The sequence below is a fragment of the Lysobacter soyae genome (assembly GCF_019551435.1).
GTDB classification, from domain to species: Bacteria; Pseudomonadota; Gammaproteobacteria; order Xanthomonadales; family Xanthomonadaceae; genus Solilutibacter; species Solilutibacter soyae.
Genome location: NZ_CP080544.1, coordinates 621045 through 644311, shown reverse-complemented (window position 1 = coordinate 644311; position 23267 = coordinate 621045). Strand labels below are relative to the sequence as shown.

The following is a 23267-nucleotide window of genomic DNA, read 5'->3' as shown; positions in this document are numbered from 1 at the left end:
AACTCAGGCGGCAAGCGCGGTAAGTTTCGCTTCGACTTTGTCCAAGTCGGGAATGATCGCCTCTTCATCGTTCAACGTTGCAATGGCGTGAATGCACGCTGCGATGTCTGTGGCGTCGGCCGGCGCTTGCAGATTGGACGCTTTGACGGTCACCAATCGCGGGAAGCCGTCCGCCAAGAGCGCCATGTAAGGCAACCGCGGATTTCCGCCCAAGGCTTTCACCACGATCACGCGGCGACGACCGCCTTGCAATTGCGTGGTCCGGGCCTGTACGCCTGCGAGATCGGCAAAATCGAGCAACGGCACCTGCCAACCGCGCCAACGAATCAATCCCAGCAGCCAACTCGGCGCGCCGTCGACAGCATCGGGATCCGAAAACGACAGCACTTCGGTGATCACGGAGTTCGGCAGCAGGAGTTGCCCCGCACCGGTTTGGACGATCACACCACGCAATTCGTCAGGGAGATTGCTCATGCTTGTTCCTCTGTGTTCCAACGCGCGGTCAGCTTCTGCGCAATGGAAAGTGCATCGAGTGCTTCCGCACTTCGTGAAATCATGATGGACGGCACCGCGAAGTCGAAGCAACCGATCTCGGCTTGCGCCGCCAACCAGGCACCACGCGCCTTGAAGCGCGTGCCGGTTTCCGTCCAGTCCACATCCGCGCCACTCAAATAGACGATTGCGCTGTCGGAACCGGGGAATTGATCCGTGAAATCCACAAATCCGCGTCGACCTTCATCTTCGCAGAATGCATAACCCGTCGGGGTCTTGCGAACGTTGACGCCAGGCGAAATGACATAGGCCGTTCCGCGCTGTATGTGCAGCTCCGGCGTTGCAAGCTCAACGTGCATATTCGACGCACGTTCCATCTGCCGTGCCAAGCGATCGTAGTTACCGGCATCCAGGTGTTGCATGATGAACATCGGACGCGGAAATGCGGCCGGCAGGGCGCCCAACACGGTTCGCAAAGGATCCGGACCACCGGCGCCACCTAGCAGAAAAACCGCACCGTCTCTGGTGACCTCGTGCTCAGCCGATTCCGAATGTTCGGAACCTTCAAGGCCGTCCGTTCCATCGTCCAACAATGACAATTCTGAGAATCGCGATCCGGGAATATTGAACGCCGGGGCAGCGATTTCCTTCGCTTCCGTGGGCGCTTCGGGCTCATCTTCGTGGTCGGTCAACGCCCATTCCCGCGGGGAGGTCGGCGCATCCAAAGCGGCCGTCACATCCGTAGCGCGAATGGCCGCGCTTTCGTAGGGCAAATCATTCGGTTGCGCCGGTGCCTCCAGGGCTTCCGCGGACTGCAGCGCCGCCGGCGAAATACCGGTTTGAAAACTGAATTCGCTTGGGGGAGCAATCTCTTCTTCGACTTCCTCAGGCACGACCGTCGCCACGACTTTTGCCGGTGCGATCGGTTCTTCTTCGGCAGTCGCCGCGCTGGCGATGAGCGCATCCAAATCCAGATGCGTCGCCGACGGCACATCTTGACTGGGTTTCCACACGTCATCGACGTCATAGGCTTGGAACATTTGCCAAGACGCATCCGCCGCGCCCGGGACTTGACCATCAGCCGCAGCGGTCGCCGCCGGCGGCTCGATATCCGGCACAGATTCAAAAGCAGCAAGGCTGTCGGGCGCAAACACGATCGGCTCTTCGATTTCCGGGGCCGCTCCTACGATGACAGGCGAGACATCATCGACCGGCGCTTCCGCAAGGTCTGCAGCTTCCGCATGATCAATCGCCATTCGCGAAGCTTCCGGCAATGCGTCGGCGTCCGCCTTGGTTTGTTCAGGCCATCGCTCCGGTTCGCCGTCCTCGGCGGCCGAACCATCACGTGATTCAGCGCCGGCCTTGCGTACAGCGTCGCGCGGTTTGGGTGCCACAAAACCTTGGTCATCACCGACACCTTGCGGCAGGACATCATCGCTGCCGATCAATTTGGCCGCCAGATGGCGCGACCAACGGGCGGAGTCCCAACCCTGCCGCGAAGTGACCACACTCGCCTCTTCAAACAGCAGGCGAATCGACGGATCGGCGAGGACGCTGTCGAATTTGTCCAACGCGTCTTCAGTGTTGCCGTCGAGCAAAACAACGACATTCTTCGGCGAGTGCTTCAACACACTCGCTGCGTCGGACGTCAGCGGATCCACTTCCACCAAGGCTTGCTTGGTGGCTTCCAGCGCAGTTCGCAATGCATCGCGCGCGTCACAAGGCGCGGCGAGCAAGACGGTGACGACGTTATCAGCGCTGCTCACGTGCCTGCTCCAACAACTCATTCACGTTCTTCAGAAGTTCGGGCTCCTGATAGGGCTTGCCGAGGTAACGATTCACACCGATGTCGAATGCACGCTCACGGTGTTTCTCACCGGTACGTGAGGTGATCATGATGATCGGCACGTCACGCAGGCGCGGATCGCGACGCATTTCGGTGGCCAATTCGTAACCATCCATGCGCGGCATTTCGATGTCGAGGAGCATCAAGTCGGGCACCTGTTCCGCCATGCGTTCGAGGGCATCGATGCCGTCTTTCGCCGTGAGGACTTCATAGCCTTGACGTTCAAGCACACGACCGGTGACTTTGCGCATGGTGACCGAATCGTCGACCACCATGACGACCGGCACCACGTGCGATTCCGGCGCCTGTGCAGGCACGGCGTCGACGTCGCGCGGCGCACTGGCGAACCGGCGTGCCAACGGCACGACGTCCAGAATGACCACGACGCTACCGTCGCCCATCACCGTTGCGCCGAAAATACCCGGAATCGAGCTGACCTGCGGACCGACCGGCTTCACCACGATTTCGCGGTTACCGACGATTTGATCCACGCCGACCGCCACACGCAGGTCACCCGCACCGACCAACAACATCGGAATCTGCAGCTGTTCGTCTGCGCGTGCACGTGCTTGATTCAGCAACAAACCGAGATCATGCACGGTGTATTCGGCACCGCCGTATTGCAACTTCGATTCACCCGGCACGTACGCGTCACGTCCCAAGCGGCTGACACCGTGAACCGATGCGATCGGCACGGCATAGCTGGTTTCGCCGATGCGAACGAAGACTGCCGGGGTGACGGCCAGCGTCTGCGGGAGACGCAGTGTGAAGCGCGTACCTTGCTTGTTCTCCGACGAAATTTCCATCGAGCCGCCGAGTTGGCGGACTTCGCTGTCGACCACGTCCATACCGACGCCGCGGCCCGCCAATTGGCTGACAGATTTTGCGGTGGAGAAGCCGGGGCTCAAAATAAGTGAGGCGAGTTCGGCCTGGGTCGGCTGCGCATCTTCCGCCAGCAAACCGCGTTCAATCCCGCGACTGCGAATGGCGTCGTAGTTCAGGCCGGCGCCATCGTCCTGGATCGTCATGACGATTTCGGACCCTTCGTGCTTCACCTCCACGTTGATCGTGCCCTCGGCATCCTTGCCTGCGCGACGACGCGCGGTGGGCGCTTCGATACCGTGTGCGACCGCGTTGCGGAGCAAATGCTCAAGCGGCGCGGTCATACGTTCGAGCACGTTGCGATCGATGTCGCTTTGCGCGCCTTGGACCGTCAACTTGGCTTCTTTGTCGGAGTCGCCCGCGGCTTGGCGGATCACGCGACGCAAACGCGGCAACACGGAATCGAAGGGAATCATGCGCGTGCGCATCAATCCTTCTTGCAAATCCGTACTCACGCGCGACTGTTGCAACAACAAGGTTTCGTACTGTCTGGTGAGATCTTCCAACGTGCCCTGCAGCGTGGACATATCGTTGGCTGATTCGTTCAGACCGCGCGTCAATTGTTGCAGCGTCGAGAAACGATCGAGCTCGAGCGGATCGAAGGTCGGATCGCGCGCGTCGTGCTCGCGTTGGTAGCGCGCAACGATTTGTGCTTCGGTTTCCAGATCCAATCGACGCAGCTGATCGCGCAAACGCAAGTTGGTTTGTTCCATTTCGCTCATGGACGAACGGAACGCACCCAACTGTTGTTCCAAGCGCGAACGGTAGATGGCGACTTCACCCGCGTAGTTCACCAGGCGATCGAGCAGGTCTGCACGAATACGTACCTGTTCTTGTGCGCCGCGTGCCGTGGTATTGCCTTGCGTCTCTTTGTCGAGTGCGGTTTCCGCAGGTGCCGACAGTTCAGCCAACTCAACCGGCGCGTGTTCGACGACCGAGAGCGCGGAATTATCGAAGGAAACACCGCGAGCCCGGGCATTGAATGCGGCGATCAATTCATTCGGTGCACTGGACGATTGGCGGGCCATCACGCGCTCGCTCATCGCGCGCAAGGTGTCCAAACCGCGTTCGAGCAGCGGAATGGCATCAGCGCCGAATTCGGTGCGATGTTCTGCGACGGCTTCCAACAACGATTCCATGGAGTGACCGAGGTCACCGATGGACATGATGCCGGCCATGCGTGCGCCACCCTTCAAGGTGTGCAGATCACGCTGCAATGCCTTGATGGTCTCGGCGTCGTCGCCCACTTCACGCAAACGGGATAGCAAACCGTCGGAATTATCGAGAATGTCATTGCATTCTTCGGTAAAGATGTCGAGCAACTCGGGATCGAGATGTGCGGCATCCAACGGCGTTGCCGGGCCAATCTCAGCGGCGAAAGTTGCGTAATCGTGTTTCGCCGCCGGGGCGTCTTCTTGGCGTTGTTCAGGCGCTGAAATGTCGGCCAGCGGCGCGCTTAGCTCACTTAGTTCAGGCGCATGTTCTGCCGCCGCGCGGCGTGCGATGTCGGCTTGCTCTGCGGCGAAGCGTTCCGCTTCCGCCTGTTCTGCCGCCATGCGTTCGGTTTCGGCTTGCTCTGCAGCAAGGCGCTCGGCTTCAGCCTGCTCTGCGGCAAGGCGTTCTGCTTCTGCTTGTTCTGCTGCAAGGCGTTCTGCTTCGGCCTGCTCTGCAGCAATGCGTTCTGCTTCAGCTTGTTCTGCAGCAAGGCGCGCTGCTTCGGCCTGCTCTGCTGCAAGGCGCTCTGCTTCGGCCTGCTCTGCTGCAAGGCGTTCTGCTTCAGCTTGCTCTGCAGCAAGGCGTTCTGCTTCCGCCTGTTCTGCGGCAACGCGTTCCGCTTCGGCTTGCTCTGCAGCAAGACGTTCGGCTTCCGCTTGTTCTGCAGCAAGGCGCGCTGCTTCAGCCTGCTCTGCTGCAAGGCGCGCTGCTTCAGCCTGCTCTGCTGCAAGGCGCTCTGCTTCGGCCTGCTCTGCTGCATGGCGTTCTGCTTCGGCCTGCTCTGCTGCATGGCGTTCTGCTTCAGCTTGCTCTGCAGCAAGGCGTTCTGCTTCCGCCTGTTCTGCGGCAACGCGTTCCGCTTCGGCTTGCTCTGCAGCAAGACGTTCGGCTTCCGCTTCGCTCTGCGCAGCGGCGAGTGCCGCCGCGGCAGCAGCGGCTGCGGCTGCCGCCGCTACTTCAGCTGCTCGTTTTTCCGCCTCGGCATTTTCGGCGGCAAGGCGCGCGGCCTCGGCCTCTTCCGCAGCCAAACGTTCCGCCTCCAAGCGTGCAGATTCGGCTGCCTCGGCAGCCTCACGCTCGGATGCGAGACGTGCAGCTTCTGCTGCCTCCGCTGCGAGACGTTCGGCTTCGCCTTCGGCATTGGCTTCTGCTTCGGCCTGCGCGATACGAGCGGCTTCCGCTTCCTCGGCAGCGATTCGTTCCGCTTCCAAGTGTTCGGCTTCCGCAGACGCCACGTCCAGATGCTCGGCGTCGGACAAGGACACCGTTTCGTCGAAGCCCGGGATATCCAGACTGTGACCCAAATCCTCGCCGTAGCCGAGGTCCTCAGGTGCCGGCGCCGGAAGTGCATCACGAAGACTGACAAAGCGATCTTCCAACAGGCCGACCAACGGCACGGATTGCGGCGTTGCTTGCAGCGCAACCACACTGTCCCTGACGTGCGCGGCCAAATCGCGGAGTGCCGAAACGCCTTCTTCGTCCGGGACCCGGTCCACCGCTTTCAAACGCTTCAAATAGGCTTCTGCTGGACTTGCCGCGTCGCTGACGCCCGGCACTTCCGCCATGGAGAAGGCGCCGTTCATGGTGTGAACAGCCCGAACCACCGCTTCGTCGGGGACCGCCGGTTGGCGCGCCAACCAGTTGTCCAAGTGCACCATATGGCCTTGGACTTCCGCCGACAGGATTTCCAACAGCACCGGATCGATTTGTACCGGCATATGCGTCGGCGCCTCAACTTCCGGCGCCGCTGCAACGGCACGCACGTAAGTCACTTCTTCACCGTTCGCCAATTGTTCGGCGGCGGTCTCGATGCCGTCGAAATCAACTTCCGGTACCGCTTCATTCCTGAGTGCGCCATAGAGCGACGGCAGTTCATCCACTGCGGCACCGACCAAGGCGACGACTTCAGGCGATGCCGGACGTGAACCATCCAGCACGCGATTCAACATGTTTTCAACTTTCCAGCTGAATTCGCCGAGCTTGGTCGCACCGACCAATCGCCCGCTGCCCTTCAGTGTATGGAATACACGACGAATCGGGCGGAGGCGTTCGGCATCACCGGGTGCTTGGCGCCACGGCGGCAGCAAGATCCCGAGATTTTCGATTTCGTCCTTGAATTCTTCGACGAAGATTTCGCGGATTTCGTCGTCGATATCATCTTTCGTCAGATCGAACTGGAGTTCCGGGCGAACCGCCAAATTGGCCTTTTGCGCGTCGGTCGCGTCGGTGCGCGCCCAAGGACGGATCTGTGCCGCATCGCTGGCCTCCAACTCTTCTTGAAGCGTCGCGGCAAGCTCGTGATCGTCTGCGGCCTTCTGCTCCGCAGTCGCCGTTTCGAGGAAAGCCTCGTAGGCATCCTCGATGTCGTTGCCCAAAGAGGGCATCGGCGCTTCGGTGGTTTGGGAAGGCAACGGCCAATAACGCAACGCCTCCAGGCTTTGCTGGGTAATCGCGAGAATGTCTTCACGATCGGCGCGTTTGTCCCGCAAGGCTTCGAGGTAGTACTCGACACTGGCAATGGCGTCGGCGAACGTATCCAGCTGTTGGCTGCCGGGCACGCGGCGCTTTTGAATGAGTTCGTTCTCGGTGAACAGTCGAATACCGGAAACGTAGTCCGCGCATTGCGGCAGTTCCAACATCCCGAGTGCACCCGAAACTTCATTCAACAGTCGCGGCACCTCCGCCAGTGCGGCGTGATCCCAGCCTGTTTCCACAAATGCAACGAATGCTTGGCGTGCATCACCGAAGTTCACCACGGCTTCGCGCGTGAGCGCAGAGAGCAGCTGTTCGGCATCCGACGTGCGGATGGATTCCTCACCGTTGCCGCGTCCGACTTCGCGTCCCAATTGGGCCACTTGATCTTCCAAGGACGCGTCCACGAACAACAAGGCACCCGCGACGTCAAGCAGAACCGATTCGTCAGCCGCCTTGTTGCCATCGACAACACCGGCCAACAGATCACGTTGCCGTTGGATGAGATCGCGTGCGCCGCCGAGCCCCAACATGCCGAGCGTGTCGGAGATGCGGCTCAATGCATCCACTTCGTTTCGCAAGTCGTCGGGATTGGTATTGCCGGTACGCAGATGCATATCCAGCGAGTCTTTGACTCTGAAGACGTCTTCTTTCAACGCGCCGGTCACAGTGTCCAACAAGGCGCGGTTGACGCCGGTGACGCTGCTTTGCGCATGCGCAAGCTCTTCGGCACTGACCGCCTGTTGATGAAGTCCGAAGGTGTCGCGAAGTCGATCCAGGCTTGGGTTGGGCGTATCAATGCGCGCGACTTGTTGCAAAAGCTTGCGCACGGGCAGATACGATGACGAGGCGTTTCCGGATGCCAAACCCGTTTCTTGACGGGAGGCCTGTACTTCCTCGACGACCGAATTGAAGGCTTCGCGAAGTTGTCGCGTTGCGGTGAGGGCGCCATCGCCGACCGCTTGTGCCGTTTCAGACGCGACCCAGAGCAGTCGACGCATGTCTTCATCGCGGGCAAAGCCGAACAGACCGTCGATGCGTTCTTTGAGCACCGTTGCGGAGACGTCGCCATTGGATTGCCATTCGTTCAACAAGCGACGCAAATCGCCCTCGTATTGATCGAGCAATTCGCGACCGCCGGTTGGCGCTTGGACCGGCACGTCCGCCACTTCCTTGGGCAACGGACGTTCGAAATCGGGGGAGAACAGCACCGACTCACCCAACGACGCTTCACCGCGGAAACCACGAAGTTCGTTGAGCAAAGGCAACAAGACAACGGGAATGTCCCGATGTCCGCTTTGCAGGCGTTCCAGATAGTCAGGCAATTGGATGGCAGCGCGGCCGAGGGCGGCGCAGGCCTCTTCCCGCACATCGGAGATTTCACCCTCTGAAAGCGCGTGCGTCAACGCCTGCATTTCTTCGATCAACGTGGCGGGCGCATACAACTCAAGCATGCGCAAGGTGCCTTCGATCTGCCGCAACTGTTGTGTGGCGTCGCGCAACGGACCGACATCGTCCGGTGCTTCGACAAACGCCTCAATATCGCCTTGGATTTGGTGCAGAGCGGTATCCAGCTCCGGTTTCACCCAACCCAATGTGGCGTGTTCTATCGCCTCGCGTAACGCGCTCATGCTTGGATCCTTGGACTCTTCGCTGCTTCGGTCACTGACTCAATCCGTCCGGTGCTCAGGCCGGGAGCTTGAAGTCGGCGACCGAACGACGAAGGTCGGTTGCCAGCTGGGCGAGATTTCCAATCGACTTCGCCGTTTGGCTTGCACCTTGCGAGGTTTGTGCCGTAATCGAGCGGATCGTGTCCATCGTGTGCGTGATGTTCGATGCGGCGTTCGATTGCTGCTCTGCGGAGTTCGAAATGTTTTGAATCAACCCTGCGAGATCGCTGGATACGCGTTCGATTTCACCCAGTGCCGTACCTGCGTCTTCGGCCAAGCGGGCACCGCGCACCACTTCTGTCGTGGTTTGTTCCATCGAACTCACCGCTTCGTTGGTGTCAGACTGAATCGCGTGGACGAGACCTTCGATTCGCTTGGTTGCGCGCGAAGAGCGTTCTGCGAGGCGCTGCACTTCGTCGGCCACCACCGCGAAGCCGCGGCCTGCGTCACCGGCCGAAGCCGCCTGGATGGATGCGTTCAGGGCCAAGATGTTGGTTTGTTCGGAAATGTCGTTAATCAGTTCCACGATCGAGCCGATTTCCTGCGAGGATTCACCGAGGCGCTTGATGCGCTTCGAGGTTTCCTGGATCTGGTCACGGATGTTGTCCATGCCTTGAATCGTTTGACGCACGACGCCGGCACCGTTGGTTGCAATTTCCACCGAACGTTGTGCCACCTCGGCAGACTGCGCGGAGTTGCGTGACACGTGACGGATGGAGGAAGCGATTTCACCGATACGGTCTGAAGCCGAGGTGATTTCCTGCGCCTGGTGTTCCGCCGCTTCGGCGAGGTGAAGTGCGGTGTTTTGCGTTTCTTGCGCGCCGGCGGCCACCTGCACCGAGGTCACGTTGATCGTACCCACGAGGCTGCGCAGCTGCTCGATTGCGAAGTTGATGGAGTCCGCGATGGCGCCCGTCATGTCTTCGGTCACCGTGGCCTTCACCGTCAAGTCACCTTCTGCGAGCGAACCCATTTCGTCCAGCAAGCGCATGATGGCTTGTTGGTTACGCGTGTTCAGTTCTTCCAAGCTAGCCTGACGCAGTTTTTGCGCACGCCATTGGGAGAACACCAACATGAGCAGCGAGAACAGGGTGGCCAAACCGGCGGCAATGCTGATCCACAAATTACCGAGGATGCTGGTGTCTTTCAGCGAACCGGTGGCGGTGAAAGCATTAAAGAGGCCGCGGCTGTCGGCGAGCAGCTTGTCGGCGTTGTCGGTGATAGACAAGGCAGCGGATTGCGCGCTGAACAATTGTTTCGAGTTACCGAGAATGGCGTCGACGTCCTTCTTCATTTCGGCCCATTGCTGGTTGGCCTTGTTGAGCGGCGCAACGGCAGGACCGGTCACGCGACCCACCTGCGCACCACCGCTGGTGAGATCGGTCATGACCTGGTTGAACACGTTGGCGTCGTTACGCAAACCGTTACCGGCCACCGGCGCACCGGCACCACCTGCGCGGATTTCCGCAATGCGGCGTGCCATGGACGAAGCCAACACGATCTGACGCATGGCGAATTGCTGCTGAGCCGACGTACCTGCACCACTCAGGCCGTTCACCACTTCGTTCAATTGCGCCTGCAAATCAGGCACGCGTGCGTTGAAATGGTCTGCATTACCCGACAAACCCGTCAATGCCGCCTGCGAGCCGAGGACGGCGTCACCGCTCTTTGCCAGTGGCGACCAAGTGGTTTTCACCTTGCCGATATCGCCGCTGACCAACGGGTCATTGCCATAGCTCGAGTCGACGCGATTGACCGCCGCTTCGATTTGTTTTTTGACGTTTTGCAAAGAGGCGAACGCCGCTTCCTTGCCGGCCACGGCTTCACGGCTCTGGTTCGCATACTGCTGCGAAAGCACCTGCAAATCCGCCGCGGCAGAGGACGCACCACCGTATCGGCTGGACTTGAACAAGGAATAGCCGGCATTCAGTGCGAATACCAAGAACGAAATCAACAGGGCCATCAACCAGAAGTTGGTCCCCTGCGACCGTGCCTTGTCCATCAACGATTCAGATGCGGTGCTCATGTGTTCCCCTTAACTGCAACTCTTTTGTGTGGTGGTGTGTTCCGGCGCGGATTTACAGTGCGGCGCGCCTGAATTCGGGTGTACGTGTCAGCGCGTCGAAATCGAACACGCCCCAGGTTTCGTCGTCTTTTTTGAATGCACGTTTGATCAGGTGCTTGTACCGTCCGTCGGTCAGCGCACCCGGATCGGTTTGATCCGCCTCGTCGAATGCGCGCTGACCAACCAGTTCATCGATAAGCACCCCGACATCGCCGCCTTCTTGACGGATCGTCAGCATGCGCTGGTTCTCATGCATCACGGTGCGCTCGCCTTCGAGGAACATTTTCAGATCCACCAAGGGCATCAAATTGCCGCGCACGTTGACCAAGCCGAGCAGCCAATTCTGACCACCCGGCACCGGCGTGGCCGGCGGTGCGGTCAAAATCTCGGCGACATCGTCGAAGCTGGAAGCCAAGAGACGATGCCCGATGCGATAAGCCAATCCGCGCCAGCCGCTGCGTCCGCCGGCTTCCTGCGGAATACCGGCCACATGCGCAAGGCTGCGCGCATCGAGGTCGCACAAATACCCGTAGGCCGACTGGATGGCGTCCATTTCAGCCTCCGAGTATGGCGGAAATGCGCGAAATGAAATCCGCTTCCTTGACCGGCTTGACCATGTAGTCGCGCGCACCTTGGCGCATGCCCCAAGCTTGGTCGACTTCCATGCCTTTGGTGCTGACGATCATCACCGGAATGTGTTTGGTGCTGTCGTCCTTGCTGATCGCACGCGTGGCTTGAAAGCCGTTCATGTTCGGCAGCACAACATCCATCACCACCAGATCCGGCATTTCGCGCTTGCAGGTTTCGATACCTTCTTCCGCGGATGCGGCAGACAGGACTTCATGCCCTTGTTTGGAGAGAAATTGGGACATCACCGTCAACTCTGTCGGTGAGTCCTCGACAATCAAAATTTTAGCCATGTTGCGCGCCCCCTAAGCGGTCACATGAGATCGGATGGCACCCAGCAGTTCTTCACGCGTGAACGGCTTGGTGAGATATTGCTCCGAGCCGACAATCCGGCCCCTCGCTTTGTCAAACAAACCGTCTTTGGAAGACAGCATGATGACCGGTGTCGATTTGAACACCTGGTTGTTCTTGATGAGCGCGCAGGTTTGATAACCGTCAAGCCGCGGCATCATCACGTCGACGAAAATGATGTGTGGATGCTGCTCGACGATCTTGGCCAGCGCCTCGAAACCGTCACTCGCCGTAACGACATCGCAACCTTCACGTTTCAACAGCGTTTCCGCCGTGCGCCGGATGGTTTTGGAGTCGTCGATCACCATCACCTTCAGCCCGCTCAAATTGCCGGAATTGTCGGTTGATTCCATTGAAGCCCCTATAACATTGCCTCTGCACGGTGCAGAGCGGTATATGGGGAATGTTTCACCTGCGGCTTCCCGTGTCAAGCTCAGGTTCATCAAGAAAAATGCTGAAAAGCCAACTGCATTGCAGTTTTGCGGCGCATTTTGATTCCGCGGGCGAGCACCTTAATCTATGTCATCGAATCGAGCGGAGTTTTCCATGTCCTACGCGGTCTGGGTCGTGATGGATCCCATCGGGCAGATCAAGCCTGCCAAGGATTCAAGCTTTGCCATGATGCTTGAAGCGCAGCGCCGCGGTCTTGACCTGCGTTATGTCGCCCCCGGCGGGCTGTCCATCCGCGACGGCTTGGCGCATGCGCGTGTGGCACCGATCCGCGTCGAGGATCGTGCTGACGATTGGTACGCCTTGGGCGACTTTGAAGATGTACCGTTCAGCGCCGGTCAAGTGGTGTTGATGCGCAAGGACCCCCCCGTGGACGCCAATTTCGTCCACGACACACATATTTTGTCCCTGGCCGAATCGCAGGGGTCGCTGCTGGTCAATGCCCCCGCTGCGCTTCGGGACTTCAATGAAAAGCTGGCCGCCCAACTCTTCCCGCAATGCTGTGCGCCGACGCTGGTGACCCGTGATCGCGCCGCGTTGAAAGCCTTTGTCAACACGCACGGACGCGCCGTGCTGAAACCGCTTGACGGCATGGGCGGCCGTTCGATCTTCCAAGCGAATGCCAACGACCCCAACCTCAACGTCATTCTGGAAACGCTGGCGGGCGAGCATGCGGATCTGGTGATGGCACAGCGTTATGTGCCGGAGATTGTCGACGGCGACAAACGCATCCTGCTCGTGGATGGTGAACCCGTGCCGTATTGCTTGGCACGTATTCCACAAGGTGACGAGTTCCGTGGCAACTTGGCCGCCGGCGGCCGCGGCGAAGGACGCCCCCTGACTGATCGGGATCGTTGGATCGCGACGCAAGTCGGACCCTTCCTCAAATCCCGGAACATCCTGTTTGCCGGGCTGGACGTGATCGGCGACTACCTGACCGAAGTCAACATCACGAGTCCTACCTGCATTCGCGAGCTCGACGCGCAATTCGGTTTGAATATCTCGGGTGAATTGTTCGATGCCATTGAAAGGCGCTTGAAAACGGCATGACCGGCTTGAACGCGACCGCGATTCCCCCACCGAAAATCGGTGCCTCGCAACGGCTCAGCGCGACCTCCTTGCTTTCGCTCGCCATCCACTTGGTCGTTTTGCTTGGCGTCGGCTTTGCCGCACGCGGCGCCGCACCAGTCGTGCCGACACTCGACGTCATCATGTCCACCACCAAAACCGCCCTGTCGCCCAAACAGGCCGCGTTTCTTGCGCAAGCCAACAATGAAGGCGGTGGTGAGCACGACAAGACGTCGAAGCCGTCGGCGCCGCAAAGTGGTGTGGCGCTCACAGAAACCGAAGGCTTGGCCGCGCGTACGCTGCGTGCGCAAACGCCGACGCCGCAGCCACCGCCCGAGACGCGCGTTGTGAGCGGCCGGAACGATGCATGGCAGGTACCGACGGCCAAAGACAGTCAGACGCGTGCCGTGCGTGCAACGGCCACCGGAGAACGCCGTGTCGACTTCGACATGGACGTCGCGCGTTTGGCGGCGGAGATCCATCAACAATCGGACAATTATGCGAAACGTCCGAAAGTGAAATTCATTTCCGCGGCGACACGCGAATTCGTCTTTGCCACTTATCTCAGGCAGTGGGCCGACCGCGTCGAAAAAGTCGGCAACCTCAACTACCCGGACGAAGCACGCCGTCGCCAGTTGAAAGGCAGTGTTGTGTTGAGCGTTGGCATCCGTAAGAACGGTCGTGTGGAATCAATCAACGTATTGCGTTCGAGCGGTCACAAAATCCTCGACGACGCCGCCGTTCGCATCGCGCGCTTGGCCGAACCCTATCCGCCGATTCCGCGTACCAGCGATGAGCTTGATTTGTTGATGGTGGTTCGAACCTGGGACTTCCTGCCCGAAGGCAGCGTCAGCAGCCACTGATCAGCCATCGAGGCCTTTGGCTGCGGCGCGTTCCGCGATGGTTTGCGCAACATTGTTGCGAAGGTACACGGGCTCGATCTTTGCGGCATCCAATCCGCCATCGCGGTCAAACACCGGTTGCGCCAGTTTTAGCAGTGTGCGGGCATCGGGCAATGCCTGCGGGTCGACGACGGTGACTGCCTCCGGCGCCAAAGCCGTAAAACGCCCGGCATATGCCGAAAAACCGGTGCCAAGGCCCATCCAGCCCCTGCCTTCCAGTTGAATCTCTTCGGGCGCACACACACGGGCATCACCAATGGCCACCGGCAGTCCATCGCGCCATTCGAACTCGGCCCAATAGATTTCCTGCATGCGCGCATCCATCGCCACGCAAATCCGCTGACCTTCTTCCGCCTCAGCGGTTGCGGCCACAATTTGCAATGTTCCAATGGCCGCGACAGGGAGGTCGTGGGCAAACGCAAGTCCTTGCGCCAAGGCCACACCCAATCGGACACCGGTAAACGCGCCGGGCCCGGCACCGACGGCAATGTGGGTCAGATCCCGGCGTTGAATGCCGGCTTCATCACACAGGGCCTCGACCCAAGGCAGCGCCAGTTCGGCATGTTGTCTTGCCGCAACTTGGTGGCGGAAGAACACCCTGCCTGCCGACGCAAGCGCGACCGAGCACGCTTCGGTGGACGTCTCCAACGCCAACACATGCATTCCTTGACTCATGCAGCGAGCTCCTCGGGATTCGCAAAAAACGTTTGGACATCCTCGACCCGGCGCGTCATCACCGCGGGTGGAATCGATTCGAGAAAAATCTTCCCGTAACTTTTTTCGGTGAGGCGCGGATCGCACAGCACCAATACACCGCGATCGGTTTCGGTGCGAATCAAACGACCGACGCCTTGTTTCATCGCGATCACGGCTTGGGGAATCTGTTCGTCCCGGAACGGCACGCCGCCCGCGCGCCGAATCGCATCCAGACGCGCTTCGAACACCGGATCATCCGGCGCGGCAAACGGGAGTTTGTCGATGACGACAACGCTCAATGCGTCGCCTGCGACATCGACGCCTTCGCGGAAACTGGCCGTTCCGAGCAGGACGCCATTGCCCGAACTGCGGAAACCCTCCAGCAGTTGTGCGCGTGGTGCTTGGCCTTGTACAAACAGCGGCCAAGGCTGATCGGCGAGCATTTCCGCGGCTTCGCGCAGGGCACGGTGCGACGCGAACAAAACGAAGGCACGTCCCTTCGAGGCCTGCAACACCGGAGTAAGGCGCTCGACCAATGCACGTGTGAAATGGCGATCCGATGGTTGTGGCATGCCGGGCGGCAAATAGCACAGGGCATTCTCGGCCCACGCAAAGGGGCTGGGCTCAAGCAAGGTGGCCGGCGCATCCAAACCCAGACGGGTGCTGGCATGGGTGAAATCACCGGCGATGGAAAGGGTCGCCGAGGTGAATATCCACGCCGCACCACTCGCCTCGCGTTGAGAACGCAATGCCGCCGACACATCAATCGGCGTTTTCGACAAACGAAAACCCCGCGGAGAAAGTTCATACCAGAGCACGCTGGGCGCTTCGGTCGTCTCGACCGACGGCGTGAGCGCAAACCAATCGTCCAGCTTTTGGCGGATCACCAGGACGCGTGCATGCAATGCATCGAGCACCGTCGAGGCGCCCTCCAACGACTTCAAGCCATCGGCCAAAGCGCCCAATTCATCGCTCAATTGCTGCGCGCTCGCATCAACTTCCGGAAATGCGTGCAAGCGCTCGCGCGTACCGCGTGCCGGAAGACCTTCGAGTTTTTGCCGTAGAAGCCGGGCGCCGTTCTCCACTTGCAGCGCGACGGGCGCGACCAAGGCGGTGGCGGTACTCACGTTTTTCGCTTCAACAACGCACTCGCGTGCGCATTCGACAATTTGCCGTGCACTCAAAGCTTCACCGAAAAACAATGCGGCCAGTTCCGGGAGCTGATGCGCCTCGTCAATCACGAATGCTTCCGCGCCGGGAAGGATTTCGCCAAAGCCTTCCTGTTTCAGTGCGAGATCGGCCAACAGCAAATGGTGATTGACGACCACGATGTCTGCGGCTTGCGCGCGTTGTCTTGCCTTGACCACGAAGCAGTCCGCCCAGAACGGACAATCGGTTCCCAAGCAATTGTCCGCGGTACTCGTGACCATCGGCAAGACGGGACTGTCGTCGGGAATCCCGGCGACTTCGGCGAGGTCGCCTGCTGCGGTCCGACCGCTCCAGGAAACGATGCGTTGGAAATAATCAACTTGCTCGCGGGTGCCGAATCGGCTTTCGCCTTTGGCCAATTCCATTCGGTGGAAGCACAAGTAATTGGCGCGCCCTTTGAGCAAGGCGGTTTTTGCGGGTTTGCCCAAGGCATCGCGCACGCGCGGCAAATCGCGATGAAAAAGTTGGTCCTGCAGCGCGCGCGTGCCCGTCGAGACAATCGCTTTTTTGCCGGAGAGCAGCAGCGGAACGAGATAGGCATAGGTCTTGCCGGTCCCCGTCCCGGCTTCGGCGAGCAGTGTGCCGCGCGATTGAATTGCCTCACAGACAGCCGCCGCCATGCGTTGCTGACCTTCGCGAGCACGGAAGCCCGGCAACGCGTTTGCCAGGGCCCCACCTTCGCGAAGTGATGATTCAACCGAATCTTGCAGCGTGGTCATTGGCCGACGGGTTCGGCCGGAACGTTCTGCGGCATCGGTTGCACTTGTCGCGCGGGATCGCCGCGCGTTGGCCAACCGGTTTGACCAACGTCTTGCCCATCCGCAGGCATCATCGGCTCGGTGCCATCGGGCGGCAGTGCGTTGGGATCTTCAAACGGCGTGGGCTCGGGTGCAGGCGCACACGATTGGAACGGCGGCGCATAGCCCTTCACGAACGGGATGCGTTGTGCCCCGGGACAACCCGCCTCGGTGGCATTCGATCCCGACACCCACTGCCAATCCAAGCCTCTTTGATTCAATTGCAATGGTGCCGTCGGCAACTTCTTGAAAATCGAGGACCAAACGCGCATCGCGCCGGTCGCACCGTAGAGACCGGTCGGCTTGTTCTGGTCATTGCCGACCCAAATCACTGCGAGATGGTCGCCCGTATAGCCGGCGTACCAACTGTCACGACTGTCGTTGGATGTACCGGTTTTACCTGCCGGCGTCAGCCGCCCGAAGCCATCGCTCATCAACTGCCGCGCGGTACCGCCACTCACAACCCTTTGGAGCGCGAAGGTCACCAAACGCGCGGCGATGGCATCGCCCTCTTGCGCCGGCGCAGGTGCCTTGTCGTAGCGTTTGAGCGCCTTGCCGTTGCGATCCAAGACACCGCGCACGGAACGCAACGGTTGGATCTCACCGCCGCTGGCAAGAAATTGATAGGCCTGCGCCATGGCATACGGACTTTGGTCGGTGGCGCCGAGAAGCAACGACGGATTGGTTCCCGTGTCGATGCCGGCTAACACTTTCATCAATTCGGCGACGCGTTGCGTTTGCACCGCCATGCCCAATCGCACCGTGGCTTGGTTGTAAGACTGCGCAAGTGCATCGATCACCCGGACGCTCCCGTGACTTTGGTTGTCCGAGTTGCTCGGGTTCCAGCGTTTGCCGTTGCCGAGAATCACCGACACCGGTGAATCATCCACATAAGTTGCGAGCGACCAACGCCCCGGCTGTGCCAGTGCCAACATGTATTCAAACGGTTTGATTAGCGAACCGATCGGGCGTTTTGCATCCAAGGCGCGGTTGAAACCGGCCTCTGTGTAATTCTTGCTGCCCACGACCGCGACCACTTCACCGTTATGGACATTGGTCATGACCAGGCCCGCATCAAGTGCGGGACGACGACGGCTGCTCACGCTGGAAATCACAGCAGAAACCGAACCTTCCGCATAGGCCTGCGCACTGGGTGACATGGCCGTCATCACCGACATGCCCGCGCCTGAAAGATCGTCGTTGGAATAGTCACTGGCCAATTGCCGACGAACCAACTCGACGTAGGCTGGAAAACGGTTGCCGCCCGCGCCCTCCGGCGTCTTGGTGACACCCAATGGGGCTTTGACCGCCGCTTCATATTCCTTCTGCGTCAACACATTGTTTTGAAGCATTTTTTCCAAAACAAAATTGCGCCGTTCCAGCGCGCGCTCCGGATTCTTGCGCGGGTCGTACCAAGACGGGCCACGGACAATCGCAATCAACAAGGCAATTTGCTCGTTGCTCAGATCGCGAACGTTTCGGCCATACCAAAATTTGGACGCGGCGGCGACGCCGTGGATGGCTTGATTGCCCTGCTGGCCGAGGTAGACCTGATTGAAATAGGTTTCGAGAATTGTCCGCTTGTCGTAGCGCGCTTCAAGAATGACGGCATAGAGCATTTCCTTGAATTTGCGCGTGTAGGTCTGCTCTTTGCCGATTCCGAGCAATCCGCTTCGGGCGAGCTGCTGGGTCAGGGTGCTGGCACCCTGTTTGCGATCACCGGATTTGAGATTGATCCAAATGGCCCGCAACACGCCAGTGAGATCCACGCCGAAATGGTGGGCGAAATCCTTGTCTTCCACCGCTTGCAAGCCGGTCACCAATTTCTCAGGCAGTTCTTCCAAACGCACCAGTTCGCGTTCTTCTTGATTGCGACCGTACAACGTGCCGATACGTGCGGGATCGAGGCGCGTCACCTTCATGGCGGCTTTGTTATCGCGATCACGGAGACTGGCTACGGCGCCGTCGTTGAGGGTCACCGTGATCCGATGCGGATTGATCACACCGCCCACATCGTTGAAGCCACGGCTCGAAATCATGAATTGATTGCCCTTGCGCGCATAGCTGCCCGGCCTGTCACCGACGCCATCGTCACGATAGGAGGCCAATTCCAATTCTGATTTCAAGGTGTCGCCGGTCAGGGCGATGCCTGGTTGCAATTGCAGGGGGCGTGCATAAACGCGGGTCGGCAACTGCCATTGCAATTGGCCGAAACGCGTGCCCACTTGGTGGTTCAAGTACAGCATGTAGGGCACGAGAAAACCGAGGAAAAGCGCCAGTGCGGCCAAGGCACCCATCAGCGCCTTTCTCAACCAATACGAGAGCCCGCGCGTGTCGCCGTCATCGTAGTCTTCGTAATCGTCGAAGTCGTCATCGTGCACGTCTTCAAAATCGTCGTAATCGTCTCTTGCCACGGACAGCGGTACTCAATGCAGGATTTTCCAAGTCTATGCCAGATTGCCGCCGGAACCCTCACCCGGGAATGAATCGGCACTCGGACCCAGCCGCCCGCGCAGGCCATCCCCGATACCGCGCAACATGGCACGGGCGTTCGTTCTGCGCGGCGCCACGAACAGACTGAATCCGATGAACTTCAAGAGCAGCCTCGGCAGGTCTTGCGCAATCCATAGGCGCGGCGTGTTGCGACGGAAATACAGGTGCACACGATTTCGCATCATGTAATAGAGGCGGATCGGCGCATGTACCGCGGCATATCCGCCCGGCCGCCGCGTCAACCGGTCGCCCAGCTGATGGCGCAGCCCCGCGTCAGCGCTGCCGGCCAATCGGTAGCCCGCCGCTGTCGCACGATGTGACCACTCCATATCGACGTTGTCGATGAACAGACGGGCGTCGAAGGGGCCGATCGCATCGTAGGCCGTGATCGCGACCAGACTGCCCGACGTGATCAGAAAGTCGCAGTCCGCCCATGCGCCGGACGCCGGCCAAAGTTTCTTGTTAAAGGGAAAGCCGAAGCGGACAAAGGGTGCACGCATGCCGTTTCGGACATCGATTTGGGTCGGGCCGATGGCGGCGATCGGAGCGCCCTCGCGACTGGCCGCCTGCAGGTCCCGGATCAACCGCTGGGTCATCTCCGGTTCGGGCGCGCTGTCCTGATCCAGCAAGAGGACGTGGCTCGCCTCTGCGCGGGCGGCTTGAATGCCCGCATTCAACGCTTCCGCGATTCCGCGGTTGCCCCCAAGGGAAAGAACGTGCACATTCTCTGCGGCCAATGCGCTGACGCCCGCTCGATCGGCCTGCGTGGTCGAATTGTCGACGAGATACACGCGTGCGACTTGTGCCGCGACCTGCTTCAGATGGGCAGCGAGCGCCTCAAGGTCCGGCGCATAGGTGATGATGACGGCCGCGACGTCGGCAGGTGTGATGTATTGCATCAGTCCAGCCCCATCAAATCGACCAGTGCGGAACGGATGCCTTGACCATAGCGATGGTATCGACCCCGTGCGAGCTCGCGGGCAACGATCGGCGCGCGCACGACCAAGGGTTTGCGCCCGAGATTCCGTTGTTGAGCATGCGCCCAGCGGTCATGGATTCGCGCCCGCTGCGCAGCATCCAGCCGGTCCATCGACTGCGCCCGTTCGGCCAGCACCCGATAGCGCGCTTCCATCCGCTTCAGGAATGCCTTGCGGTAACCGGCGATACCCGCGGCCTTATGCAAGACACCACGCGCCTTGACGCCGATTTGGTTGTTTGCGTGCTGTCGGTAGTCGATCAGGACCTCATCCAGGGTGCGGACCCGACCGTCCAAGGCAGCCACCAACGCAAGCCATTCGTCGTGCGCCCACTCGGCGGGAAATGGCAGCGCTTTGTCCAGCACACGCCTGCGAAACGCCATCGCCGCACCGGTCACGACGTTGCGTTTGATCAGTACATCGAGCGCATTGCCTTGCGTCATCGCCGCCATTTCAGGCCGCGTGACTTCCAGCACTTCGAACAAGCGCCGTCCCATCGGCGCCGCGTCGGCATCGACCAAATTCGCATCGCAATGCAAAACGTCGAGCGCGGGGTCAGACTCGAAACAGGCGGTCATACGCGCGATTTTGTCGGCGTGCCAAATGTCATCTTGATCACAAGGGAACAATAGATCGGCAGGTGCGGCCAGGAATGCCTGCTCGAAATTTCGGACGTAGCCGGTGTTGCGGCCATTGACCTGTAAGTGGACACGGACGCCCAATGCCTCGAATTCCGCCGTCGCGGCGTTGAGCATGGCGGCTGTTGTGTCGGATGAAGCGTCGTCAAAAAGGACGAGGAAGTCGGGCAAACGTGTTTGCCGGCGCAGACTGTCGAGCTGCGCAAGCAGGTAGGCCTCACCGTTATAGGTACACAGAACAACCGCTGTGGACAGCGACGTGTCGTTGGTCTGTGTCGGTTGCTGGTTCATGTCAATGCGCGAGCCTGCTCTGCCGGCGAACATCTTCCACGCCGGCCACGGAAGACAGCTTGTCCAGCACCAGCGCCAGTTGCCCGTAGTCCCGCACCTGCACTTGCATTTCGACGCCAAGCCGTCCGGAACGACCCAGCGTACGCGAGTTGATCGCGCCTACGTCCACGCCCAGTTGCGACATCAAGTTGACGATATCGCGCACCAGCCATTTCCTGTCTTCGGCTTCGACCGTGATCGCGACGGCTTGCTTCGGCATCGCGTCGCCCCAGGCTACGGGCACGACGCGTTCCGGCTCGCGCATGGACAATCGTTCGAACTCAACGCAGTCCGCACGATGAATTCTCAAGCCTTGCATTTTCGTGAAGTAACCCACGACTTGCTCACCTGCCACCGGCTGGCAGCATTGTGCGATCGACGTCAGCACATTGTCGATGCCGCCGACGCGAATGCCTTGCGCCGAGTTCGGTTGGCGTGACGGCAGCTCGGCGAACTTCGGTAACGACGGTTCGGTTTCCGCCGACGGCGGTTCGGCGGCCCTAGCCAACGCCCTGAGAATGGCGGACTGGCTCGCTTCACCCAGGGCCACACGTTCGAACAATTCGTTCAAGTCGACAACGTTGAATTCCGGCAACAGCGCGCTGAGATCGGCATGGTTGAATCCGGAACGCTTCAATGCACGATCAACGATGTCTCGGCCCTCATTGACGTTTCGTTCGCGATCAAGCTTGCGGAACCACGTGCGGACTTTTTCGCGGGAACGGCCGTTCGCCAGGAACCGGTTGCCCGGCATCAACCAATCACGGCGCGGCGCGATCTCTTTACCGGTCATGATCTCGACGCGTTGGCCGGTGGCGAGCGCGGTATCCAGCGGCACGATCCGACCATCCACCTTGGCGCCGATGCAGCGATGCCCCACATCGGTGTGCACCCGGTAGGCGAAGTCCAAAGGCGTGGCGCCATGCGGTAAATCGAGCACCGCGCCTTTCGGCGTCAAAACATAGACCCGATCCTCGACCAGCTCCGATGCCAATGCACCGCCGAAACCTTGGTCGGGTTCGTCCTCGCCGCGTTCGAGCAACTGCCGCATCCACGCGACCTTGCGCTCCAATGTCGGATCGCCCGGCCCCCCTTCCTTGTAGCGCCAGTGCGCGGCAATACCGAGTTCCGCTGCCGCGTGCATGTCCCGTGTGCGTATTTGCACTTCGACGATCCTGCCCTCAGGACCGATGATCGCCGTGTGTAGGGATTGGTAATCGTTGTTCTTCGGCCGTGCGATGTAATCATCGAAAGCGCCGGGCACCGGCGTCCAGGTCGCGTGCACCAGGCCGAGTACGGCATAGCAATCGCTCACGCTGTTGACTAACACGCGCACTGCGCTCAAATCCTGCAGGGCTTCCAAGGCCACATTCTTGCGGTGCATCTTTTTCCAGATGCTGTAGAGATGTTTCGGACGTCCGCTGATCTCCGCATCGAATCCGTGCGTTCGCAATGCCTCTTGAAGTGAGGTCTTGACCAGCTCGATATGGGCCTGGCGCGCGCGGCGCGTGCCGTCCATGGATTTGGCCAGACGGCGGTAGGCCTCCGGCTCCAGCACGCGGAAGGCCAGGTCTTCGAGTTCCCATTTGAGTTGCCAGATGCCCAAACGGTTGGCCAGAGGCGCGTGGATTGCGCGCGTCAGGTGTGCGAGATCTTCTTGGCTTTCGTCGTCGGCGGCAATGGCCAATCGCAACGACGCCAATTGCTTGGCGAGGATCACCGGCACCACGCGCAGGTCATCCAGCATCGCGAGCAACAGCCGACGCAAGGGCTCGGGATCAAGCGCGTCGGAACGTGCCGCGTGGATTTCACGAATGCGTGCGTCCGCATCGAGGCCGTCAACCAACGTACGCCAGCTTTCCGGCAGGCCATCGCGTGGCACGCCGGCGGCATGCACAATCGCAGCGGCAATCACGTCGTCGGAGGCGTTCATGGATCCGAGCAATGCCACCACGATTTCCAAGCGTGGCAGCGCATCGGCCAATGCGGTCGCGGAATCCGCAAGTTGACCCATGAGCTGGGCACGTGTGCTCGCCGCCAGTGAAGGCGCGAGGGTATCCAGTGCGTGGCTCAAGTGATCCGACATG

General features: G+C 60.1%; 15 protein-coding genes. 2 read left to right on the top strand and 13 right to left on the bottom strand.

Annotation, left to right across the window (positions count from 1 at the left end; genetic code table 11):
• Positions 1 to 3: 3 nt before the first annotated feature.
• The 7 genes from H8L67_RS02935 to pilG are packed head-to-tail and all read right to left on the bottom strand — an operon-like array spanning position 4 to position 11973.
• The gene (locus H8L67_RS02935) at positions 4 to 474 is read right to left on the bottom strand and encodes a chemotaxis protein CheW (RefSeq protein ID WP_220380293.1); all 471 of its coding nucleotides are present in this window, start codon (positions 472 to 474) and stop codon (positions 4 to 6) included.
• A complete protein-coding gene (locus tag H8L67_RS02930) occupies positions 471 to 2258 on the bottom strand; it encodes a chemotaxis protein CheB (RefSeq protein ID WP_220380292.1) in 1788 nt (595 codons plus the stop codon). The genes H8L67_RS02935 and H8L67_RS02930 overlap by 4 nt, the downstream gene beginning before the upstream one ends.
• Positions 2245 to 8538, bottom strand: a complete 6294-nt coding sequence (locus H8L67_RS02925; protein WP_220380291.1) for a hybrid sensor histidine kinase/response regulator — start codon at positions 8536 to 8538, stop codon at positions 2245 to 2247. The genes H8L67_RS02930 and H8L67_RS02925 overlap by 14 nt, the downstream gene beginning before the upstream one ends.
• A gap of 55 nt (positions 8539 to 8593) precedes the next feature.
• Positions 8594 to 10603, bottom strand: coding sequence for a methyl-accepting chemotaxis protein (locus H8L67_RS02920; protein ID WP_220380290.1), 2010 nt, complete (start codon positions 10601 to 10603; stop codon positions 8594 to 8596).
• 52 nt (positions 10604 to 10655) lie between these two features.
• Entirely contained in the window at positions 10656 to 11195 is a 540-nt protein-coding gene (locus tag H8L67_RS02915; RefSeq protein WP_434063412.1) for a chemotaxis protein CheW, read from the bottom strand.
• Between the two features lies 1 nt (position 11196).
• Positions 11197 to 11562, bottom strand: coding sequence for a response regulator (locus H8L67_RS02910; RefSeq protein WP_220380289.1), 366 nt, complete (start codon positions 11560 to 11562; stop codon positions 11197 to 11199).
• Positions 11563 to 11574: 12 nt separating this feature from the next.
• Positions 11575 to 11973, bottom strand: coding sequence for a twitching motility response regulator PilG (gene pilG, locus H8L67_RS02905; protein WP_220380288.1), 399 nt, complete (start codon positions 11971 to 11973; stop codon positions 11575 to 11577).
• A gap of 193 nt (positions 11974 to 12166) precedes the next feature.
• Here pilG and gshB point away from each other — a divergent pair, with 193 nt between their 5' ends.
• The gene (gshB, locus tag H8L67_RS02900; RefSeq protein WP_220380287.1) at positions 12167 to 13120 is read left to right on the top strand and encodes a glutathione synthase; all 954 of its coding nucleotides are present in this window, start codon (positions 12167 to 12169) and stop codon (positions 13118 to 13120) included.
• On the top strand, positions 13117 to 14001 hold the full coding sequence (locus H8L67_RS02895) for an energy transducer TonB (RefSeq protein WP_220380286.1): 885 nt from the start codon (positions 13117 to 13119) through the stop codon (positions 13999 to 14001). The genes gshB and H8L67_RS02895 overlap by 4 nt, the downstream gene beginning before the upstream one ends.
• On the opposite strand, the gene tsaB is transcribed toward H8L67_RS02895, so the two are convergent.
• The 6 genes from tsaB to H8L67_RS02865 all read right to left on the bottom strand — a co-directional run bounded on the left by tsaB (position 14002) and on the right by H8L67_RS02865 (position 23266).
• Positions 14002 to 14715 (bottom strand): tRNA (adenosine(37)-N6)-threonylcarbamoyltransferase complex dimerization subunit type 1 TsaB, encoded by a 714-nt coding sequence (gene tsaB / locus H8L67_RS02890; RefSeq protein ID WP_255556018.1) that lies wholly within the window; start codon positions 14713 to 14715, stop codon positions 14002 to 14004. It lies immediately after the preceding gene.
• Positions 14712 to 16664 carry a DNA repair helicase YoaA gene (gene yoaA, locus H8L67_RS02885; protein ID WP_220380285.1) on the bottom strand — a complete coding sequence of 651 codons (1953 nt, stop codon included), beginning with the start codon at positions 16662 to 16664 and terminating at the stop codon, positions 14712 to 14714. The genes tsaB and yoaA overlap by 4 nt, the downstream gene beginning before the upstream one ends.
• Positions 16661 to 19039 (bottom strand): penicillin-binding protein 1B, encoded by a 2379-nt coding sequence (mrcB, locus tag H8L67_RS02880; RefSeq protein WP_220380709.1) that lies wholly within the window; start codon positions 19037 to 19039, stop codon positions 16661 to 16663. Before mrcB ends, yoaA begins: the two co-directional genes overlap by 4 nt.
• Positions 19040 to 19189: 150 nt before the next feature.
• Positions 19190 to 20134, bottom strand: a complete 945-nt coding sequence (locus tag H8L67_RS02875) for a glycosyltransferase family 2 protein (protein ID WP_220380284.1) — start codon at positions 20132 to 20134, stop codon at positions 19190 to 19192.
• On the bottom strand, positions 20134 to 21141 hold the full coding sequence (locus H8L67_RS02870; protein WP_255556017.1) for a glycosyltransferase family 2 protein: 1008 nt from the start codon (positions 21139 to 21141) through the stop codon (positions 20134 to 20136). Before H8L67_RS02870 ends, H8L67_RS02875 begins: the two co-directional genes overlap by 1 nt.
• Position 21142: 1 nt before the next feature.
• Positions 21143 to 23266 carry a RelA/SpoT family protein gene (locus H8L67_RS02865; protein ID WP_220380283.1) on the bottom strand — a complete coding sequence of 708 codons (2124 nt, stop codon included), beginning with the start codon at positions 23264 to 23266 and terminating at the stop codon, positions 21143 to 21145.
• Between the last annotated feature and the right edge of the window lies 1 nt (position 23267).